The organism is Pseudorhodoferax sp. Leaf267 (assembly GCF_001422405.1).
Classification (GTDB): Bacteria; Pseudomonadota; Gammaproteobacteria; order Burkholderiales; family Burkholderiaceae_C; genus Pseudorhodoferax.
Genome location: NZ_LMMV01000012.1, coordinates 509,284 through 529,646, shown reverse-complemented (window position 1 = coordinate 529,646; position 20,363 = coordinate 509,284). Strand labels below are relative to the sequence as shown.

Genomic DNA, 20,363 nt, shown 5'->3' with positions numbered 1-20,363 from the left:
TGACAGAATCGCCTCCCTCTTTTTCGTTTCGTGAGCAGCTCCCATGGCACAACTCTCCCAAGCCGGACAGCAGATCATCGATGACATCGCCCGTCGCCACGGCATCAGCGTGGACGCCACGGTCAGCATGCTGGACGCGGTGATCCGCGGCAACGGCAGCATGGCGCAGTTCAGCCACCCCGAGTTCGCCGGCTCCGGCCAGTGGATGCGCGGCGGCATGACCATGGTGTCGGACATGTTCAACAACCAGCTCAAGGGGCGCGTGGATGCACTGTGCTACGAGCTGGCCAACCTCGTGGCCAGCCAGCCCGACCTGCTGCGCACGGGCAGCTTCCAGTCGCAAAGCCAGAACGGCCAGGAGCAGTTCAACGGCAGCTATGGCAACCGCTACGACAGCGACACCGGCAGCAACGCCAGCCTCTTCGTGCCGCCGCCGGTCGACTGGTGGGGACCAGACCTGCGCTGGCCCAACAGCACGGGTGCGCAGAACGGCGTGCGCTATGCCTACTTCTCGCAGGCCCGCCGCCTGGCGATCGAGGCCAATGGGCAGGTCACGATCTACGACACGCTGGACCACCAGATCGGCGGCTTTTCGCAGCAGCAGTCCTATGGCGGTACGCTGAGCTTCAACAGCCAGTACGGCCTCATCGATGTCGCCAGCCTGCCGGTGGTCTCCGTCAACGGCCCGGCCTCGTACGAAGCGCCGGCGCCGAGCTTTGCGCCCGGGCCCTACTACGCACCGCCGCCCGTGAACACCGCACCCCCGCAGGACATCTTCGGCATGATCGAGAAGCTGGCCGATTTGCGCAGCAAGGGCGTGCTGGACGAGGCGGAATTCCAGGCCAAGAAGGCCGAGTTGCTGAGCCGCCTTTGAGTGCGACCCGCGCCGCGGCGCCAGCGGCCACCCTGCTCGGGCTGATCTGGCTGGCATCGCCCGCCTTGCCGATCGGCGGCTTCAGCTACTCCGAAGGCCTGGAGGCAGCCGTGGACGCCGGCCATGCCGGCAACGCGCAGCAGGCCGGCGACTGGATCGTCGACCAGTTGCACCTGGCCTTCGCGCGCAGCGACCTGGCCGTGGTGGGCGCGGCGCTGCAAGCCTGGGGCGCCGACGACCGCGCCGAACTCGCAGCGCTGGACCTGTGGCTGCGCAGCACGCGCGAGTCGGCCGAGTTCGTGCTGCAGACCGAGCAGATGGGCCGGTCGATGCTGGAGTGGATCAAGCTGCACCACGCCGATGCGGCCGATGCCTTCGCCGGGCTGACGCCCTGCTATCCCATCGCCTACGCCTTCGCCGCGCACCGGACCGGTGCCACGCCACACGACGCCTGCCTGGCCTTTGCGTTCGGCTGGGCCGAGAACATGGTCGCTGCCGCCGTCAAGGCCGTGCCGCTGGGCCAGAGCGATGGCCAGCGCATGCTGGGCCGGCTGGCGCTGGAGATCCCTGCTGCCGTGGACCAGGCGCTGGCCCTGCCACCCGATGCGCGCCAATCGTTCTCGCCCATGCTGGCCATTTTGTCTTCGCGCCACGAGACCCAGTACTCGCGGTTATTCCGTTCCTAGTCCTCGAGGTTTCTCACATGTCCGCTTTGCACCACATCGCCCACCGCACCAAGAAGCTGCCACCCTTGCGCGTGGGCATCGGCGGCCCGGTCGGATCGGGCAAGACCACGCTCTTGGAGATGCTGTGCAAGGCCATGCGCGAGCGCTATGACCTGGTGGCCATCACGAACGACATCTACACCAAGGAAGACCAGCGCCTCCTGACCGTCAGCGGTGCGCTGCCGGCCGAACGCATCATGGGCGTGGAGACCGGCGGCTGCCCGCACACGGCGATCCGCGAGGATGCATCGATCAACCTGGAGGCCATCGACCGCATGCTGGAGGACTTCCCCGATGCCGACGTGGTGTTCGTCGAGAGCGGCGGCGACAACCTGGCCGCGACATTCAGCCCCGAACTGAGCGATCTCACGATCTACGTGATCGACGTGGCGGCGGGCGAGAAGATCCCGCGCAAGGGCGGACCGGGCATCACCAAGAGCGACCTGTTTGTGATCAACAAGACCGACCTTGCGCCCTATGTGGGTGCCGACCTCGGCGTCATGGATGCGGACACGCGCCGCATGCGCACCAACGGCCAGGGCGTGCTCAAGCCCTTCGTCATGACCAACCTTAAGACCAACGACGGCCTGGCCGATGTGGTGCGCTTCATCGAGGCCAAGGGCATGCTCCAGGCCCGGTGAACCCGCACGGCTAGAATCCGCGCCCTGGGAAGCTTGGCAGAGTGGTCGATTGCACCGGTCTTGAAAACCGGCAACCCGCAAGGGTTCCAGGGTTCGAATCCCTGAGCTTCCGCCAGCACTGGCCCATGGCGCCTTGGCCTACGCGTATTCGGGGCGCCCATTGGCAATCGAGGCGTGGATCTTGCATACCATGCCTGCATGATCGCCCCCACTTCCTACACGCACCACAGCGCGTTGATCACATGCTGATCCGCATCGGCTACGACATCGCGCTCGATGTGGCAGCACCGACCGCCCTGGTCTACATGCTGCAAACCCATCCCTCTCGGGCCCACGACCTCGTGGCACCGGAGAACATCACCATCACGCCGGGCCTGTGGACCGACTTCTACCGGGACAGCTTCGACAACCAATGCGCCCGCGTGCACATTCCCGTCGGCGTCACCCAGGTGCGCATCCGCAACGATGCAACCGTGTATGACAGCGGCCTGCCCGATCCGGTCGACTACTTCGCGATCGAGCATGCCCCGGCCGACCTGCCGGTCGAGACGCTCCAATTCCTTTTGCCCAGCCGGTATTGCGATTTCGAAGGCGAACTGCTGGCGTTCGCGTGGAACCAATTCCGCTTCAGCCCTCCGGGCTGGCAGCGCGTGCAGGCGATCTGTGATTTCGTGCACAACCACCTGCGCTTCGACTATGGCAGCGCGCGCCCCACGCGCACCGCGCTGGACGCGTACCGCGAACGCGTCGGTGTATGCCGCGACTTCACGCATCTGGCCGTGGCCCTGTGCCGGTGCATGAACATTCCGGCGCGCTATGTGACGGGCTACCTGGGCGACATCGGCATTCCGCCCGTGCCCTATCCCATGGATTTCAGTGCCTGGTTCGAGGTCTACCTCGGGGACCGATGGCATACCTTCGATGCCCGGCACAACACGCCGCGCATCGGGCGCATCTTGATCGCACGCGGGCGCGACGCGGCGGACGTTCCGATCACGATGGTGTTCGGCGCCAACACGCTGACACGCTTCGAAGTCGTGACCGACGAGGTCCTGTAGCTCTATAGCACGCGGTCGCTGTCGACCGCGAAGTAGTACCACTCGGTGCCCAGCGCGGCCTGTGCGTTGGGGAACACGATGTAGCCGTCGCCCGGCGCGACGAGCACCGAGCCGCCCTCGCGCATCGCAATGGCCTGCCCCTGCTGTACGGCATCGAATGTGGCCCATTCGCGCAGTAGACGGTCACCTGGCGCGTTGCGGTCGACCGCTGACACGAGCTTCAGCAGGCGCGGCTTCGGCACAAGCGGCGCAGCCTGGTCCACCATGCCCAACGTCTGCAAGGCCGCGTGGATGGCCCGGTGCGCAACCACGGGTGCCGCAGGGTCCCCGTGCTGGCCGCATTCCAAGGTGACGGCATACCCGCCCTGGCTGCGCATGTACTCGTTCGTGCCCCAGCCATAGGCCAGTGCTTCGTCCGTCAACGGCAGGCCGCGCTGCTCGATGCCTGCCGCATAGATGTCGAGCCAACCCTCGACGACGCAGGGCGTGCCAAGGTGCAGGGCCAGTTGCCCCTCCTCCCGCGCGCGCTGGAAGGGCTCCAGCGCCTCGCGGTTGTCACGCGGGCCGATCATGGCGAAGGCTTCACCGGCACTCTGGAAAGAGTGCAGATCCAGCAGCACGTCATGCGCCGCCAGCAAGGGACACAGCACGTTCGTGATCCGTGCCTCGTAGTCCGCGGGGGCCGCGCTGGGGCGGAAGGACCGGTTGAGATTGCGCTCACCCTCGCGCTGCATGCGCTCGCGCGCAAGTGGATTGGCCACTGGAACCAGGGTCAGTTGGCCACGCCGAAGCACCAAAGCGCCGGTATCGAGCTCTTCGATCAGCTGTGCGATGCCCTGTGTGCCGCAGGTCTCGTCGCCGTGGACACCTCCAAGCACGATGAGTCGCGGCCCTGGTTGCAGCGCCGTGACGGCATGGACGCGCAGCTGGCTGGTCACTTCGCGGGCTGGGGCATTGCGGCCGGCCGTTGCTCGCGGTCCAGCATCAGCGTACGCTGGCCGGTGTTGCGCGGTGCCTGCTCCTGCAGGGCCGGTTTCTCCGACAGGAGCGCGTCGGCCTCCCTGCGCGCGCGCGGGCCGACCAGAGCGCCGTTGCCAGTAGGCTTGCCGAGCTCGAAATTGCCAGCCCCGCCGACGCCGTCAGGCCTGACACCCACCGCTGGGCCCGATCCGCCCAGGCCCACGCCGCCTGTGCCGCCGTTGGCCGTGGTGCTGGTGCCGGCGGCCGCCGCCGCCGCGGCGGGAGAGGTCTGGGCCATGGAGACGCTCCACGGGCCGCTCGCCAGCGCCATGGCGGCGGTTGCAACTAGTACCTGCAGCTTGACCATGATGTGCTCCCGATGTGTTGATGCCTGAGTATGGCGTGCGGCCGGCGCTGCCGGCGGGCCAACCCAGGCAATTGGATAGGGCTGACAAAAGCGACATCCCACCGCCGACACCGGAACGCACAAACAAAAACACCCCGGGGTGAGCGGGGTGTCAGTCAATCCGGTCGCGAGGCGTCAGACGTGGGCAGAGCGCAGGCGCATGGAGAACTCCTGCAGCGCAGCGATGCCGCTGCTCTCGGCACGGTGGCACCAAGCCTGCAGATCGGCAGTGAGCTGCTCGCGCGAGGATGAGGTGCTGAGCCACATCTGGCGCAACTCTTCGCGCATGGTGACCATCTTGTCCAGCACCGGGTGGGCGGCGCGGGCCTGTGCGATCTTGGGCTGCACGGAAGCCGGCACGCGCTCGTCGTCGCGGTGCAGCCAGCGGCGAGCGGCGACCAGCACGGACGCGTCGGCCTGGCGCGCCTTCAGCGCGGCAATTTCAGCCTTGCAGGCGCGGTTGAGCTCGCGTGCATAGCCGGCCATGACCTCGTAGCGGTTCGCGATGAGAGCTTCCAGCGTCTTCTCGTCTGCCACGGGCTTGACCTGACCAAGTTGCAGCTTGGGCGGCGTCTTCTTGACCTTGGCCAGGCCCAGGCGCTGCATGATGCTGATGTAGAACCAGCCCACATCGAACTCGTAGGGCTTGACCGAGAACTTGGCCGAGGTCGGGTAGGTGTGGTGGTTGTTGTGCAACTCCTCACCGCCGATGATGATGCCCCACGGCGAAATGTTGGTGCTGGCGTCCGGCGCCTCGAAATTGCGGTAGCCCCAGTAGTGGCCGATGCCGTTGACGACGCCGGCCGCCCAGAACGGGATCCAGACCATCTGCACGGCCCAAACCACCAGGCCGGCAGCGCCGAACAGGGCCAAGTTCAGGATCAGCATGAGGCCGACGCCCTGCCAGCTGTAACGCGAGTACAGATTGCGCTCGATCCAGTCGGTCGGGCAGCCCAAGCTGAACTTCGCGATGGTTTCCTTGTTGTTGGTTTCGCTGCGGTACAGCTCCGCGCCCTTCCAGAACACGGTCTCGATGCCGTGCGCATGCGGGCTGTGCGGGTCGTCCTTGGTCTCGCACTTGGCGTGGTGCTTGCGATGCACGGCGACCCACTCCTTGGTCACTTGGCCCGTGGCCAGCCACAACCAGAAACGGAAGAAGTGCGCCGGCAGAGGATGCAGATCCATTGCACGGTGGGCTTGGTGGCGGTGCAAGTAGATGGTGACGCTGGCAATGGTGATGTGCGTGGTGAACAGCGCATACAGGGCGATTTGCCACCACGACAAATTCCACAGACCATTGGCGAGCCAGTCCACAGCAGCGTTCAAGACAGCCCAATCCGGTAACAACATATAAGAATCAGCTCCTTCTCCGTCAGCCTGTCGCGGCGCGTAGCACAGACGCACCCCTAGGCGGAACAGCGTATTGTAGGACGCTGCCCTTCTTTAGGATATGGGGTCAAAACAACCTTTTGCTATGGCTGCTTTCGCCAAATCGCCGCAAAGAAGCCGTCCGTTCCATGCCGATGTGGCCAAAGGCGCAGGAATTCGCGGCCGTTGAGCGGTCCGGCACAGAGTGTCTCGGCTGCGGGGATCCTGGACTGCGCCAGTAGATCGGCAGCGTCCAGCGCCTCAAAGCCGGTATTGGCAGCCGAGAACGCCGCCGCGATGTCTTCGTTTTCCTGGGCCAGCAGGCTGCAGGTGGCATACACCAGGCGACCGCCCGGCTTGACGAGACATGCCGCGCCCTGAAGAACAGCGGCCTGCGTCTGGGCCATGGCGTCGACGCTCGCCTGCGTGTTGCGCCATTTGAGGTCCGGGTGCCGACGCAGGGTGCCCGTGCCGGTGCATGGCGCGTCGACGAGCACACGGTCTATCTTGCCGGCCAGGCGTTTGATGCGGTCGTCGCGCTCGTGCGCGATCGCCGCCGGATGCACGTTCGACAGCCCGCTGCGCGCCAGCCGGGGCTTCAGCCCATCCAGGCGATGCGCCGCAGTGTCGAAGGCATACAGCCGCCCGGTGTTGCGCATGCTTGCGCCGATGGCCAGAGTCTTGCCGCCCGCGCCAGCGCAGAAATCCGCCACCATCTCGCCGCGCTTGGCATCCAGGAGCAGCGTCAGCAGTTGCGAGCCCTCGTCCTGAATCTCGATCGCGCCGCGCGTGAACGCCTCGGCACGGGCCAGGGACGGCTTGCCCTGCACGCGCAGGCCCCATGGCGAATACGGTGTGTCGGCCGCCACGATGCCGGCAGCGGCGAGCTCCTGCCGCACATCCGCACGTTTGGCGCTCAGGATGTTCACGCGCAGGTCCAGCGGCGCGGGCGTCATCAGGCTATCTGCCAGCGCCCAGAAGTCATCGCCCGTTTGCGCGCGCAGCGGCTGGGCCAGCCATTCGGGCAGGTTGTGGCGGTGCCGCTCCAGCAGATCGGCCGTCTCGACGCGTTGGCAGCGGTCCAGCCAGTCCTTTTCCTGGTCCGACAGAGCGCCGTTCAGCAGCTCGCGCGGGCCGCTGAAGCCCAGGATCGCCAAGCGCCGCTCCCGGGAACCGGAACCCGACGGCGCGAAATGCTCGAACAACTGCTTGCGCCGGAGCACGGCGTACAGCGTTTCGGACAGCGTGGCGCGCTCGCGCGGGCCAAGCCCACGGTTGTCGCGGAAGAAGCGGGCGGCGACGGCGTCGGACGGTTGGTCGAAGAGCAGCGCCAGGCGGATCAGTTCGGCGCAGGTGTCCAGGAGGGCTTTGGGATGCATGCGGGATTGTTCCACGCCGCCGCTTCAGGGCGGCAGCTGCTCCCGCAGCAGCCGCTCGATGGCACGCGGATACAGCAAATGCTCCTGGGCCAGCACGCGCGCGGCGAGGCGCGTTTCGTCATCGCCCGGCAGCACCGGCACGACCGCCTGGTCGAGGATCGGACCGTGGTCCAGTTCCTCGGTGACGCGGTGCACGGTCACGCCGGCGACCCGGCAGCCGGCCTCGATCGCGCGCCGATGCGTGTGCAGGCCCGGAAAGGCCGGCAGCAGCGAGGGGTGGATGTTGACCATGCGCCCTGCGTAGCGGCGCACGAAGCCGGGCGTCAGGATGCGCATGAAGCCGGCCAGCACGATCAGGTCCGGCGCGTGGCGGTCGAGCAGGTCGGCCAGCGCCGCGTCGAAGGCCGCGCGTGGCTCGGGCGCATTGGCGAAGGCGCGGTGGTCCAGCGACTCCGTGGCGATGCCCAGCGCGCGGGCCTTGTCCAGGCCGGCGCAGTCGGGCCGGTTGCTGACCACGGCCGCGATGCGCGCGTGCAGGCAACCCGGCCAGTCGTCGCGCTGTGCGGCCTGCACGATGGCCTGCATGTTGGAGCCACTGCCGGAAATCAGGATTACGAGGTTCTTCATCAGCGGGCGGGATTATCCCCACCCGCAGGTGACAGCCGGGCGCAGGCAGGCGTGCTACAAAGCACGGCGCCGTTCGCTGAGCGGCCGCCATGCAACGAGGAGACCACCATGGATTTGGCTTTCACAGCCGAAGAGCAACAGTTCCGGGAAGACGTGCGTGCCTGGGTGCATGCCAACCTGCCGGCCGAGATCTCGCACAAGGTGCACAACGCATTGCACCTCACGCGCGACGATATGCAGCGCTGGGCCAAGATCCTGGGCAGCAAGGGCTGGCTGGGCTACGCTTGGCCGACCCAGTTCGGCGGCCCCGGCTGGAACGCCGTGCAAAAGCATTTGTTCGAAGAGGAATGCGCGCTGGCCGGTGCGCCGCGCATCGTGCCCTTCGGTCCCGTCATGGTGGCGCCCGTCATCATGGCCTTCGGCAACGCCGAGCAGCACAAGCGCTTCCTGCCTGGTATCGCCAGCGGCGAAGTCTGGTGGAGCCAGGGCTACAGCGAGCCGGGCTCGGGCTCCGACCTGGCCTCGGTCAAGACCCGGGCCGAACGGCGCGGCGACAAGTACATCGTGAATGGCCAGAAGACCTGGACCACGCTGGGCCAGTACGGCGAATGGATTTTCTGCCTGGTGCGCACCAGCAACGAAGGCAAGCCGCAGACCGGCATCAGCTTCCTGCTGATCGACATGAAGAGCAAGGGCGTCAGCGTGCGGCCCATCATCATGCTGGACGGCGGCCACGAGGTGAACGAGGTGTTCTTCGACGATGTCGAGGTGCCGGTCGAGAACCTGATCGGCGAGGAGAACAAGGGCTGGACCTACGCCAAGCACCTGCTGTCGCACGAGCGCACCAACATCGCCGACGTGAACCGCGCCAAGCGCGAGCTGGAGCGCCTCAAGCGCATCGCCCAGGCCGAGGGCGTGTACGAGGACATCCGCTTCCGCGACGAGATCGCCAAGCTGGAGGTGGACGTCGTCGCGCTGGAGATGATGGTGCTGCGCGTGCTGTCGGCCGAGAAGTCCGGCAAGAACTCGCTGGACGTGGCCGGCCTCCTGAAGATCCGCGGCAGCGAGATGCAGCAGCGCTACACCGAACTCATGATGCTGGCCGCGGGCCCCTACAGCCTGCCCTTTATTCAGGAGGCCATGGAGGCCGGCTGGCAGGGTGACCACGTGGGCGCCGCGCACTGTGCGCCTTTGGCCGCGACCTACTTCAACATGCGCAAGACCACGATCTACGGTGGATCGAACGAGGTCCAGCGCAACATCGTCGCCCAGACCGTTCTGGGCTGAGCAGGAGACGCACATGGATTTCAATTTCAGCGACGACCAGGAACAGCTGCGCGACGCCGTGCGCAAATGGGTCGACAAGGGCTACGGCTTCGATCACCGCCGCGCAGTCGTGAAGGCCGGGGGCTTTTCGCGGCAGGACTACGAGGGCCTGGCAGGGCTGGGCCTGGCCGGCCTGTACATCGCCGAGGAGCACGGCGGCATGGGCATGGGCCCGGTCGAGGGCATGATCGCGATGGAGGAACTGGGCCGGGGCATCGTGCTGGAGCCGCTGGGCCAGACCCTGATCGCCAGCGGCGTGCTGTCGACGTATGCCGATGCGGCCCTGCAAACGCAATGGCTGCCGAAGATCGCGGCGGGCGAGGCGCTGGTCGTGCTGGCCTACCAGGAGCGCGCGGCGCGCTACCGCCTGGATGTGTGCGCCGCCCACGCCGTTCGCAACGGTGACGCCTGGCAGTTGAGCGGCCACAAGAGCGTCGTGCCGGCCGGCGACCAGGCTGATGCATTCCTGGTGCCGGCCACGGTCGAGGGCAAGACTGCGCTGTTCCTTGTGGAGCGTGCCGCCTCCGGCGTCAGCGCACGCGGCTATGCCACACAAGACGGCTCGCGCGCCGCCGAGCTCGTTTTCAGCGATGCGGCCGCTACCCTGGTGACCACCGACGGGCAGACGGCCCTGGAGCACGCCGTCGACATCGGCATCACCGCCCTGTGCGCAGAAGCTGTCGGCGCCATGGAAAAGACGGTCGCCGTGACAGCCGAGTACCTGAACACGCGCAAGCAATTCGGCGTGACCATCGGCAGCTTCCAGGCGCTGCGTCACCGCATCGCCGACATGAAGATGAAGCTGGAACTGGGCCGCTCCATGAGCTACTACGCTTCGCTCAAGCTCAACGCGCCGGCCGATGAACGCCGCCGCGCGATGGCGCGCGCCAAATACCAGCTCGGCGTGTCGGCGCGCTTCGTCGGCCAGGAGGCGGTGCAGCTGCACGGCGGCATCGGCGTGACCGAGGAATACATCGTCAGCCACTACTTCAAGCGGCTCACGCAGATGGAGATGCAGTTCGGCGACACGCTGCACCAGCTCGGCGAGGTGTCCAGCCGCATGCAGGACAAGGCCGGCGTCTTCGCCTGACCGGACCGCGCCAAAACAAAACCCCGCTTCGGCGGGGTTTGTCGTTGAAGGGGGCAGCGTGCGGCTTCAGGCCAGCAGCCGAGAGGATTTGGGCACGTGCGCCATCAGGAACTCCATCTGGTCCGCCAGGATGCGGCGGTTGCGCAGGATGAAGTCTTCCCACAGGCTGGGCACGTACGGCGCATATAGCAAGGGCATGCGCGCCTGCTCTGGTGTGCGGTTGCTCTTGCGGTGGTTGCAGGCCCGGCAGGCCGTCACCACGTTCATCCAGTGGTCCTGCCCCTTTTGCGCCAGTGGCACGATGTGCTCGCGCGTCAGGTCTTCCAGCGCTGCCTGGCAGCCGCAGTAGGCGCAGACATTGCGGTCGCGCACGAACAGCTTGCTGTTGGTCAGGCTGGGCTTGAGCCGGAACGGGTTGATGTTGGGCACGCCTTTGGTCCCGATGATGCTGCTGATCGCGATCATCGACTGGCGGCCCGTCACGGCATTGGTGCCGCCACGGAACACTGCAATCTCGGCGCCGGACTCCCAGCGCACCTCCTCGGCGGCGTAGTGCAGCACCGCCTGTTCCAGCGAGATCCAGGACTGGGGCAGCCCCTGCCCCGACAGCTTCAAAACCTTCAAGACACGCCTCCTGCAAAGGTCTTGCGACCAACGACACGGGATTGCAAACGTCTGAGCCTCGGTGGCGCCCCTGGAGATGGTGCGCCGCGTCACAATATACAGGGTTCCAAGGGCGCCCATGTGACGGCGGCATACCCGGCGCGCACCTCGCGCTAGCAAAAAGATAACACCGACATGCAGATCTTTCGCGGCTTTCATTACGGCGGCATCGCACCGGCCTGCGCCCTGACCATCGGCAACTTCGATGGCGTGCACCGTGGCCACCAGGCCATGCTGGCCTTGCTGCACAGCGAGGCCCAGCACCGTGGCGTGCCCAGCTGCGTGATGACCTTCGAGCCGCACCCACGCGACTACTTCGCACAGGCCACGGGCCGCAAGGAGATCGCACCGGCCCGCATCGGCACGCTGCGCGACAAGCTGACCGAGCTGGCGCGCTGCGGGGCGGACCAGATCATCGTGCTGCCGTTCCGCGAATCGCTGGCCGCCAAGAGTGCCGAGTCCTTCATCCAGGACGTGCTGGTCGCCGGCCTGGGCGTGCGCTACGTGCTGGTGGGCGACGACTTCCGCTTCGGCGCCCGGCGCAGCGGCGATTACGCCATGCTGGCCGCGGCCGGCAACGCCCAGGGTTTCGACGTGGCCCGCATGAACAGCTACGAGGTCGTGATGCCGCAGGCCGCGGGCAACGATGCAGAGCGGCGCAGCCTGCGCGTGTCCAGCTCGGCCGTGCGCGAGGCCCTGAGCCAGGGCCGCATGCTGGACGCGGCCTGGCTACTGGGCCGGCCCTACAGCATCAGCGGCCATGTCGTGCGTGGCCGCCGGCTGGGCCGCGAGCTCGGCTTTCGCACCATCAACCTGCGCTTTTCGCACTGGAAGCCTGCCGCGTCCGGCATCTTCGTGGTGGAGGTCCACGGCCTGGCGGACCGGCCCGTGGCCGGCGTGGCCAACCTGGGCGTGCGGCCTTCGCTGGACCCGGACGACGTGAACGGCGGCCGCGTGCTGCTGGAAACCCATTGCCTGGACTGGCCCGCCACCCTGGGGCCGGAGGGGGGCTACGGTAAGATCGTCCGCGTGGAACTGCTGCACAAATTGCACGACGAATTGAAGTACGACAGCCTCGATGCCTTGAAAACCGGCATCGCCAGGGACTGCGACGATGCGCGCGCATGGCTGGCCGCCGGCCATGCGCAAACCCGCCGGCAGACGACGCGCGACCGAATTTAGCGGGCGGTTTCGCCCACTGCCTCGCGCGCCCCTGCTGCCACGGCCGGGGGCACCCCACCCTCCCATGCGACTGCGGCGCCGCCTTCGTGACGCCCTGCCCCCACCATGACCGACAAGACCGACTACCGCAGCACCCTGAACCTGCCCGACACGCCCTTTCCCATGCGCGGCGACCTGACCAAGCGCGAGCCGGGCTGGGTCAAGGACTGGAACGAACAAGGCCTGTACAAGCGCCTGCGCGCGGCCCGCGCCGGCGCGCCCAAGTTCATCCTGCACGACGGCCCGCCGTACGCCAACGGCCAGATCCACATGGGCCACGCCGTCAACAAGATCCTGAAGGACATGATCGTCAAGGCGCGCCAGCTCGAAGGCCTGGATGCGCACTATGTGCCGGGCTGGGACTGCCACGGCTTGCCGATTGAGAACGCGATCGAGAAGAAGCACGGCCGCAACCTGAGCCGCGACGACATGCAGGCCAAGAGCCGCGCCTTCGCCACCGAGCAGATCGCGCAGCAGATGGGCGACTTTCAGCGCCTGGGCGTGCTGGGCGAGTGGACCCATCCCTACAAGACCATGGACTTCGCCAACGAGGCCGGCGAGCTGCGCGCGTTCAAGCGCGTGATCGAGCGCGGCTTCGTGTACCGGGGCTTGAAGCCCGTGTATTGGTGCTTCGACTGCGGCTCTTCCCTGGCCGAGTTCGAGATCGAGTACGCCGACAAGAAGTCGCAGACGCTGGACGTGGCCTTCAAGGCGCACGACCCCGCTGCCCTGGCCGCTGCCTTCGGCCTGCCCTCGCTGGCCAAGGAAGCCTTTGCGGTGATCTGGACCACGACCGCCTGGACCATCCCCGCCAACCAGGCCATCAACCTGAACCCGGCACTGGACTATGCGCTGGTCGACACCGAACGCGGCCTGCTGGTGCTGGCCGCCTCGCTGGTCGAGATGTGCATGACGCGCTATGCGCTGGACGGCACGGTGCTGGCCACGGTCAAGGGCGAAAAGCTCGGCGGCCTGGAGTTCGAACACCCGCTGTACGACGTGGACGCCGGCTACCGCCGCCTGTCGCCGGTCTACCTGGCCGACTACGCCACGGCCGACGACGGAACGGGCCTGGTCCACTCCGCCCCGGCCTACGGCGTGGAGGACTACAACTCCTGCATCACCCACGGCGTGCGCACGGACGAGATCCTGAACCCGGTGCAAGGCAACGGCAGCTACGCAGCCGACTTCCCGCTGTTCGGCGGCCTCAACATCTGGAAGGCCGTGCCGGTGGTGCTGGACGCGCTGCGCAGCGCCGGCCGCCTGATGACCACCGAGGCCATCACCCACAGCTACCCGCACTGCTGGCGCCACAAGACGCCGGTGATCTACCGCGCCGCCGCGCAGTGGTTCATCCGCATGGACGAAGGCGTTGGCGTGTTCACCAAAGACAAGGCCCCGCGGACGCTGCGCCAGACCGCCTTGGCGGCCATCGAGCAGACCAGCTTCTACCCCGAGAACGGCAAGGCACGCCTGCACGACATGATCGCCAACCGGCCGGACTGGTGCATCTCGCGCCAGCGCAGCTGGGGCGTGCCGATCCCCTTCTTCCTGCACAAGGATTCGGGCGAGCTGCACCCGCGCACCATGGAGATCCTGGACGAGGCCGCGGCCATCGTCGAGCAGGGCGGCATCGAAGCCTGGAGCCGCGTCACGGCCGAGGAGATCCTCGGTGCCGACGACGCACCGCAGTACACCAAGAGCACCGACATTCTGGAAGTCTGGTTCGATTCCGGCTCCACCTTCTGGCATGTGCTGCGCGGCACGCATGCGCCGGGCTTCCACGCAGAAGGCCCCGAGGCCGACCTGTACCTGGAAGGCCACGACCAGCACCGCGGCTGGTTCCACAGCTCGCTGCTGATCGCCTGCGCGCTGGAGGGCCGCGCGCCCTACCGCGGCCTGCTCACGCACGGCTTCACCGTGGACAGCCAGGGCCGCAAGATGAGCAAGTCGCTCGGCAACGGCATCGACCCGCAGGAGGTCAACAAGAAGCTGGGCGCCGAGATCATCCGCCTGTGGGTGGCGGCCAGCGACTACTCCGGCGACATCGCGGGCGACGACAAGATCCTGGCCCGCGTGGTCGATGCCTACCGCCGCATCCGCAACACGCTGCGCTTCCTCTTGGCCAACACCAGCGACTTCGACGCCGCCAAGGACGCCGTGCCGGCCGACCAGTTGCTGGAGATCGACCGCTACGCGCTGGCCCGCGCCGCGCAATTCCAGGCCGAGATCCTGGCGCATTACGAGGTCTACGAGTTCCACCCGGTGGTGGCCAAGCTGCAGGTGTATTGCTCCGAAGACCTGGGCGCGTTCTACCTGGACATCCTGAAGGACCGGCTCTACACCACTGCACCCGGCTCGCTGGCCCGGCGCAGCGCGCAGACCGCGCTGCACCAGATCACCCAGGCCATGCTGCGCTGGATGGCTCCCTTCCTCTCCTTTACGGCCGAGGAAGCCTGGAAGCTCGTCGGCACCTCGGAATCCATCTTCATGGAGACCTACAGCCCGCTGCCCGCACCGGACGAGGCGCTGCTCGCCAAGTGGTCGCGCATCCGCGCCGTGCGCGAGCTGGTCAACAAGCAGATCGAGACCGTTCGCAGCGAGGGCCGGCTGGGCTCGTCGCTGCAGGCCAACGTGGCCGTGACGGTGGAGCCGTCCGACCATGCGCTGCTGGCCAGCCTGGGCGAAGACCTGCGCTTCGCGCTGATCACCTCGGCTGCGCAGCTCGCCGAAGGCATCCCTGCAGTGGAAGTCACCCCGGCAAGCGCGCCCAAGTGCGAACGCTGCTGGCACTACCGCGAGGACGTGGGCGTGGACAGCGCCCACCCCACGCTGTGCGGCCGCTGCACGAGCAACCTGTTCGGCGCAGGCGAAACGCGGAGCTTCGCCTGATGGCCGGCAAGCGCACTTTCGGCAGCGCGCCGGCCCGCTGGTGGCCCTGGCTGGGCCTGGCCCTTGTGCTGTTCGTGGCCGACCAGGTGACCAAGCAATGGATCCTGGCCCGCTACCAGCTGGGCGACGCCACCGTCATCACCAGCTTCTTCAACATCGTGCGGGCCCATAACACCGGCGCGGCCTTCTCGTTCCTGGCCGGGGCCTCGGGCTGGCAGCGCTGGTTCTTCACGGGCATCGGTGTCGCAGCGGCGATCTTCATCGTCTGGATGCTGCGCGCCCATGCCGGCCAGCGTCTGTTCTCGTTCTCGCTGGCCTGCATCCTGGGCGGCGCGATCGGCAACGTGGTCGACCGCCTGCAGCACGGCTACGTGGTCGACTTCCTGGATCTGCACTGGGCCGGCTGGCATTTCCCGGCCTTCAACGTGGCCGATGCCGCCATCACGGTGGGCGCCGCGCTGCTGATCCTGGACGAATTGCGGCGCGTGCGCAGCGCAAAGTAGCCTGAGGCAGCGGCGTATAGTCGCCGCCTCATCCGATGAAGCATTTGTTGAATCTGTTGGCAGCCGTGGCGCTGCTGGTCTGGGGGACGCACATGGTGCGCACCGGCATCCTGCGCGTGTTCGGCGCCAACCTGCGCACCACGCTGTCGCACAGCCTGGGCAACCGCTTCACGGCCATGGCCTCGGGCCTGGGCGTCACAGCGCTGGTGCAGTCCAGCACGGCCACGGCGCTGATCGTTTCCTCGTTCGTGGGCAAGGGCCTGGTCGCGCTGCCGGCGGCGCTTGCCGTCATGCTGGGCGCGGACATCGGCACCAGCCTGATGGCCGTGGTGTTCTCGTTCGACCTGTCCTGGCTGTCGCCGCTCCTGATCTTCGTCGGCGTGGTGCTCTTCATCGCGCGCCAGACCAGCAATGTCGGCCGCTTCGGCCGCATCCTGATCGGCCTGGGCCTGATGCTGCTGGCGCTGCGGCTGGTCACTGCGTCCACCGCCGTGCTGACCACGGCACCGGCCATCAAGACGCTGCTGGGCTCGCTGTCCAGCGACCTGCTGCTGGAAGTCACGGTCGGCGCGCTGCTGGCCGTCGTCTCCTACTCCAGCCTGGCCATCGTGCTGCTGACGGCCACGTTGGCCGCATCCGGCGTAATCCCGGCCGAGGTGGCCATTGGCCTGGTGCTGGGCGCGAACCTGGGCAGCGGCCTGCTGGCGGTGCTGACCACGCTGCGCTCGGCTGTCGAGGTGCGCCAGGTGCCCATGGGCAACCTGATCTTCAAGCTGCTGGGCGTCGCGCTGGCAGCGCCCTTCGTCGGCTTGTGGATCAGCGCCGTGCGGCCCTACATCCCCGACACCGCCACGCTGGTCGTGCTGTTCCACCTGGCTTTCAACATCGTCGTGGCCACGGTGTTCATCGGCCTCACACAATTCGTGGCGCGCTGGATCGAGCGCCTGCTGCCCTCGGCCAAGCCCGGCCAGTCGACGCCCCTCTCGCGCCCGCAGCATCTGGACCCGTCCGCCCTGGCCACTCCTTCGCTGGCCATCTCGTGCGCGGCGCGCGAGGCGCTGCACCAGGCCGACATCGTGGAGACCATGCTGCGCGGCGTGCTCGACGTGATCGTGCGCAACGACCTGCGCCTGGCCGAAGACCTGCGCAAGCTGGACGACACGGTCGACACGCTGTACTCGTCGATCAAGTACTACCTGACCAAGATCTCGCGTGAAGCCCTGGGCGAGGAAGAAAGCCGGCGCTGGACCGACATCATCAGCTTCACGATCAACATGGAGCAGATCGGCGACACCATCGAGCGCGTGCTGATCGACATCGAGGACAAGAAGATCCGCGCCGGCCGCAGCTTCTCGGAGGCCGGCATGGCCGAGATCCGCGAGCTGCACGAGCGCCTCCTGGACAACCTGCGCCTGGGCATGAGCGTGTTCCTGAACGGCACGGTGCACGACGCCAAGAAGCTGCTCGAAGAGAAGGCCCGCTTCCGCGACCTGGAGCGCGCCTACGCGCGCACGCACCTGGCGCGGCTGTCGGAGAACACTGTCTCCAGCATCGAGACCAGTTCGCTGCACATCGACCTGCTCTCCGAGCTCAAGCGCATCAACTCGCACATCTGCTCCATCGCCTACCCGATCCTGGACTCGGCCGGCGCACTGGCGCCGAGCCGGATCCGCGAATCCAAGTTCGACGAGCTGGGCTGACGGCTACAGGTCCAGCGCCTGCACGAGGACCAGCGCGGCCTCGTCGGTGAACATGCCGCGCTGCATGCGCGCCACCACCCGATCGGGCGGCAGGCATTCGAAACAGTCGACCTCGCCGTCCTGGTTCTCCGGCCGCATGCCCTCGGGCACGGTGCAGCGGCTCCAGCAGATGTCTTCCACCATGTAGCCGTGGCGCGTGCCGTCGTTCGCCGGCCGCTCCAGGTGCACCCAGCCACCCACGTGCACGTCGACGAGCTCGTCCACGCGCAGGCCGGCCTCCTCCCAGGTCTCGCGGTCCAGCGCGCTGTCCAGCGTGTCGGCGGCCGTCACCATGCCGCCCATCAGCGTGTCCCACAAGCCCGGGTCGTTGGGCTTGGTCAGCGCGCGTTGCTGCAGCCAGACATGGCCACGCACGTCGAAGCCGACCAGGTGCACGGCCCGCGTGGCAATGCCCAGCACGCGCACGGCGCCGCGCTCCACGCTGGCCAGGGGCACGCCATGCCCGTCGCACACGCGCAGGGCCTCGTCGCGCCATGCATGGGCCAGGCCCACCTCGCGCAGGCGCAAGGCCAGGCGGCGCAAGCCGTCGTCCAGGGCGCCATGCACGACCCAGGCGACGCCCTCGCGGCACAGCAGTGCGCCACCATCGGCGCCGCGCACGCCGTCCAGCGCCGGCAGCATGCCGGGCTCGATGGAGCCGATCTGCCGTCCTTGCCACATCAGGGGCGCGCGTGGCCTGGTGGGTGCCTCGGTGGTGCGCAGCATCAAGGCCTCGCGCCACGCCGGGTCCAGCGCCGGGCGCGCAGGCATCGTTGCCGCAGAGCGGGCCTTGCGGCGCGGCGTGCCCGCGCGCGACAGGGCGGCGTTCACAGGGTCAAGATGGTGCAGCCCGTGGTCTTGCGGGCTTCCAGGTCGCGGTGCGCCTGCTGCACGTCGGCCAGCGGGTAGCGCTGGTCGATGCGGATCTTCACGTCGCCGCGCACCACGACATCGAACAGGTCGTCGGCCATGGCCTGCGTGCTCTCGCGCGTGGCGATGTGCGTGAACAACGTGGCACGCGTCAGGTACAGCGAGCCCTTGTTGCCCAGGATGCCGGGCGCGAACGGCGCCACCGGCCCCGAGGCATTGCCGAAGCTGGCCATCAGGCCGAAAGGCTGCAGGCAATCCAGCGACTTGTCGAAGGTGTCCTTGCCGATGGAGTCGTACACCACCTTCACACCCTTGCCGCCGGTGATCTCCTTCACGCGCGCGGCGAAGTCCTCGCGCTTGTAGTCGATGGCATGGGCGGCGCCGTGCTCGAGCGCCAGCGCGCATTTTTCCGGCGAGCCCGCCGTGCCGATCAGCTGCAGGCCCAGGGCCCGTGCCCACTGGCAGGCGATCAGGCCGACGCCGCCGGCCGCAGCATGGAACAGCACATGGTCGCCGGCCTGCAGGCCGCCCTGCGGCAGCGTCTTCTTGAGCAGGTACTGCGCGGTCAGCCCCTTGAGCATCATCGCCGCGCCGGTCTCGAAGTCGATCGCATCGGGCAGCTTGCAGACCGTCCTGGCCGGCATCACGCGCCATTCGCTGTAGCTGCCGGGCGGCTGGCTGGCATAGGCGGCGCGGTCGCCGGCACGCAGGTGCGTGACGCCCTCGCCCACCGCTTCCACCACGCCCGAGGCCTCCATGCCCAGCTGCAGCGGCATCGGGAATTGGTAGAGCCCGCTGCGCTGGTAGACGTCGATGAAGTTCAGGCCCACCGCCTTATGGCGGATGCGGATCTCGCCTGGGCCCGGGTCGCCGACCTGCACGTGCACCATCTGCATTTCCTCGGGTCCGCCATGCCGCTCGATGCGGATGGCCTTGCTCGTCGTCGTCATGTTGATCCTTGTGTTCGTGCGTTCGCTGGCGCGCATGCTGCCACGAATTCGCACGGGATGTGCTTGGTAAAGTCCTCCACTTCATGCAACGCCTCACCCCGTCGACCATCGCCCTGCTTGCGACACCTCCGTTGCTGTGGGCCAGCAACGCCATCGTGGGCCGGCTGGTGGCGGGCATGGTGCCGCCCGTGATGCTGAACTTCATGCGGTGGGTGCTGGTGCTCCTGCTGCTGCTGCCGCTCACGCACGGCATCTTGCGCCGCGGCAGCGGCCTGTGGGAACACCGCTGGCGCCTGCTGGCCATCGGCGTGCTCAGCGTGGGCTGCTACAACGCGCTGCAGTACCTGGCGCTGCAGACCTCCACGCCGATCAACGTGACCCTGGTCGGCTCCAGCATGCCGGTGTGGATGCTGGCCATCGGGCTGCTGTTCGGCGCCACGGTGTCGCGCCGCCAGCTGCTCGGCGCCCTGCTCTCCATGCTCGGCGTGCTGGTCGTGCTGAGCCGCGGCGACTGGCAGCAGCTGCTGCACCTGCAGCTCGTGCCCGGCGATCTGTACATGCTGCTGGCCACCATCGCCTGGTCGCTGTACAGCTGGCTGCTCACGCGCCCGGGCTACCCCGAAACACTGCGCGGGCACTGGGCGAGCTTCCTGCAGGCCCAGGTCGTGTTTGGCGTGGTGTCGGCCGGCCTCTTCGCGGGCGCCGAGGCGGCCCTGCTGCCCACCGTGCCCATCGCCTGGGGCTGGCCGCTGGCGGCCACGCTGCTGTACCTGGCCGCGGGCCCGTCGCTGCTGGCTTACCTGTGCTGGGGCGCGGGCGTGCGCCGCGTGGGGCCGAGCACGGCCGGCTTCTTCGCCAACCTGACGCCGCTGTTCGCCGTGCTGCTCTCCGGCCTCGTGCTCAAGGAGCCGCCACGGCTGTTCCACGCGTTGGCCTTCGCCTTGATCGCAGGCGGTATCGTGGTCTCGTCGCAGCGGGCGCGCGCAGCCACCTGACACGAGAGAGCCGACCACCGGCTAGTGAGGCAAGGCCCCTTCGTGGACACCCGCGGAACTGGCTCTGCCAGGCCGC

19 protein-coding genes and 1 tRNA gene are annotated in these 20,363 nt (G+C 67.6%); 12 read left to right on the top strand and 8 right to left on the bottom strand.

Annotation, left to right across the window (positions count from 1 at the left end; translation table 11 throughout):
* Positions 1–43: 43 nt before the first annotated feature.
* The 5 genes from ASF43_RS14275 to ASF43_RS14255 all read left to right on the top strand — a co-directional run bounded on the left by ASF43_RS14275 (position 44) and on the right by ASF43_RS14255 (position 3,298).
* A complete protein-coding gene (locus ASF43_RS14275) occupies positions 44–874 on the top strand; it encodes an SHOCT domain-containing protein (protein ID WP_056182115.1) in 831 nt (276 codons plus the stop codon).
* The gene (locus ASF43_RS14270) at positions 871–1,560 is read left to right on the top strand and encodes an urease accessory protein UreF (RefSeq protein ID WP_056182113.1); all 690 of its coding nucleotides are present in this window, start codon (positions 871–873) and stop codon (positions 1,558–1,560) included. The genes ASF43_RS14275 and ASF43_RS14270 overlap by 4 nt, the downstream gene beginning before the upstream one ends.
* A 17-nt stretch (positions 1,561–1,577) precedes the next feature.
* Complete coding sequence (ureG, locus tag ASF43_RS14265) at positions 1,578–2,240, top strand: urease accessory protein UreG (protein ID WP_056182110.1); 663 nt, start codon at positions 1,578–1,580, stop codon at positions 2,238–2,240.
* 27 nt (positions 2,241–2,267) lie between these two features.
* Positions 2,268–2,355 (top strand) — tRNA-Ser (locus tag ASF43_RS14260).
* 127 nt (positions 2,356–2,482) lie between these two features.
* Entirely contained in the window at positions 2,483–3,298 is an 816-nt protein-coding gene (locus ASF43_RS14255) for a transglutaminase family protein (protein ID WP_056182107.1), read from the top strand.
* Between the two features lie 2 nt (positions 3,299–3,300).
* Here the strand turns inward: ASF43_RS14255 and ASF43_RS14250 are convergent, their stop codons facing one another.
* From ASF43_RS14250 to purN, 5 genes are all read right to left on the bottom strand, one after another.
* Positions 3,301–4,236: a succinylglutamate desuccinylase/aspartoacylase family protein gene (locus ASF43_RS14250; protein ID WP_056182104.1), complete on the bottom strand. Its 936-nt coding sequence runs from the start codon at positions 4,234–4,236 to the stop codon at positions 3,301–3,303.
* Positions 4,233–4,625, bottom strand: a complete 393-nt coding sequence (locus ASF43_RS14245; RefSeq protein ID WP_056182103.1) for a hypothetical protein — start codon at positions 4,623–4,625, stop codon at positions 4,233–4,235. The genes ASF43_RS14250 and ASF43_RS14245 overlap by 4 nt, the downstream gene beginning before the upstream one ends.
* Before the next feature lie 174 nt (positions 4,626–4,799).
* Complete coding sequence (locus ASF43_RS14240; protein ID WP_056182100.1) at positions 4,800–6,014, bottom strand: fatty acid desaturase; 1,215 nt, start codon at positions 6,012–6,014, stop codon at positions 4,800–4,802.
* Between the two features lie 122 nt (positions 6,015–6,136).
* Positions 6,137–7,411, bottom strand: a complete 1,275-nt coding sequence (locus ASF43_RS14235) for an RsmB/NOP family class I SAM-dependent RNA methyltransferase (RefSeq protein WP_056182097.1) — start codon at positions 7,409–7,411, stop codon at positions 6,137–6,139.
* Between the two features lie 24 nt (positions 7,412–7,435).
* Complete coding sequence (gene purN / locus ASF43_RS14230; protein ID WP_056182095.1) at positions 7,436–8,038, bottom strand: phosphoribosylglycinamide formyltransferase; 603 nt, start codon at positions 8,036–8,038, stop codon at positions 7,436–7,438.
* Positions 8,039–8,146: 108 nt separating this feature from the next.
* Between purN and ASF43_RS14225 the strand changes: the two genes are divergently transcribed.
* Entirely contained in the window at positions 8,147–9,325 is a 1,179-nt protein-coding gene (locus ASF43_RS14225; protein ID WP_056182092.1) for an acyl-CoA dehydrogenase family protein, read from the top strand.
* A 13-nt stretch (positions 9,326–9,338) separates the two neighbouring features.
* Positions 9,339–10,454 carry an acyl-CoA dehydrogenase family protein gene (locus ASF43_RS14220; protein WP_056182090.1) on the top strand — a complete coding sequence of 372 codons (1,116 nt, stop codon included), beginning with the start codon at positions 9,339–9,341 and terminating at the stop codon, positions 10,452–10,454.
* Between the two features lie 66 nt (positions 10,455–10,520).
* Here ASF43_RS14220 and ASF43_RS14215 read toward each other — a convergent pair whose 3' ends face one another.
* Positions 10,521–11,078, bottom strand: coding sequence for an HNH endonuclease (locus ASF43_RS14215; RefSeq protein ID WP_056182088.1), 558 nt, complete (start codon positions 11,076–11,078; stop codon positions 10,521–10,523).
* 174 nt (positions 11,079–11,252) lie between these two features.
* On the opposite strand from ASF43_RS14215, the gene ASF43_RS14210 reads away from it, so the two are divergent.
* From ASF43_RS14210 to ASF43_RS14195, 4 genes are all read left to right on the top strand, one after another.
* Entirely contained in the window at positions 11,253–12,299 is a 1,047-nt protein-coding gene (locus ASF43_RS14210) for a bifunctional riboflavin kinase/FAD synthetase (RefSeq protein WP_056182085.1), read from the top strand.
* A gap of 105 nt (positions 12,300–12,404) precedes the next feature.
* Entirely contained in the window at positions 12,405–15,230 is a 2,826-nt protein-coding gene (ileS, locus tag ASF43_RS14205) for an isoleucine--tRNA ligase (RefSeq protein WP_056182081.1), read from the top strand.
* Positions 15,230–15,733 carry a signal peptidase II gene (lspA, locus tag ASF43_RS14200; protein ID WP_056182078.1) on the top strand — a complete coding sequence of 168 codons (504 nt, stop codon included), beginning with the start codon at positions 15,230–15,232 and terminating at the stop codon, positions 15,731–15,733. The genes ileS and lspA overlap by 1 nt, the downstream gene beginning before the upstream one ends.
* A 35-nt stretch (positions 15,734–15,768) precedes the next feature.
* On the top strand, positions 15,769–17,433 hold the full coding sequence (locus ASF43_RS14195; protein WP_056182076.1) for a Na/Pi cotransporter family protein: 1,665 nt from the start codon (positions 15,769–15,771) through the stop codon (positions 17,431–17,433).
* A gap of 3 nt (positions 17,434–17,436) precedes the next feature.
* Here the strand turns inward: ASF43_RS14195 and ASF43_RS14190 are convergent, their stop codons facing one another.
* Positions 17,437–18,303 (bottom strand): NUDIX domain-containing protein, encoded by an 867-nt coding sequence (locus ASF43_RS14190; RefSeq protein ID WP_235578250.1) that lies wholly within the window; start codon positions 18,301–18,303, stop codon positions 17,437–17,439.
* The gene (locus tag ASF43_RS14185) at positions 18,300–19,292 is read right to left on the bottom strand and encodes a quinone oxidoreductase (protein ID WP_056183407.1); all 993 of its coding nucleotides are present in this window, start codon (positions 19,290–19,292) and stop codon (positions 18,300–18,302) included. Before ASF43_RS14185 ends, ASF43_RS14190 begins: the two co-directional genes overlap by 4 nt.
* Positions 19,293–19,375: 83 nt before the next feature.
* Here ASF43_RS14185 and ASF43_RS14180 point away from each other — a divergent pair, with 83 nt between their 5' ends.
* Positions 19,376–20,287: a DMT family transporter gene (locus tag ASF43_RS14180; protein ID WP_056182073.1), complete on the top strand. Its 912-nt coding sequence runs from the start codon at positions 19,376–19,378 to the stop codon at positions 20,285–20,287.
* The last annotated feature ends 76 nt before the right edge of the window (positions 20,288–20,363 follow it).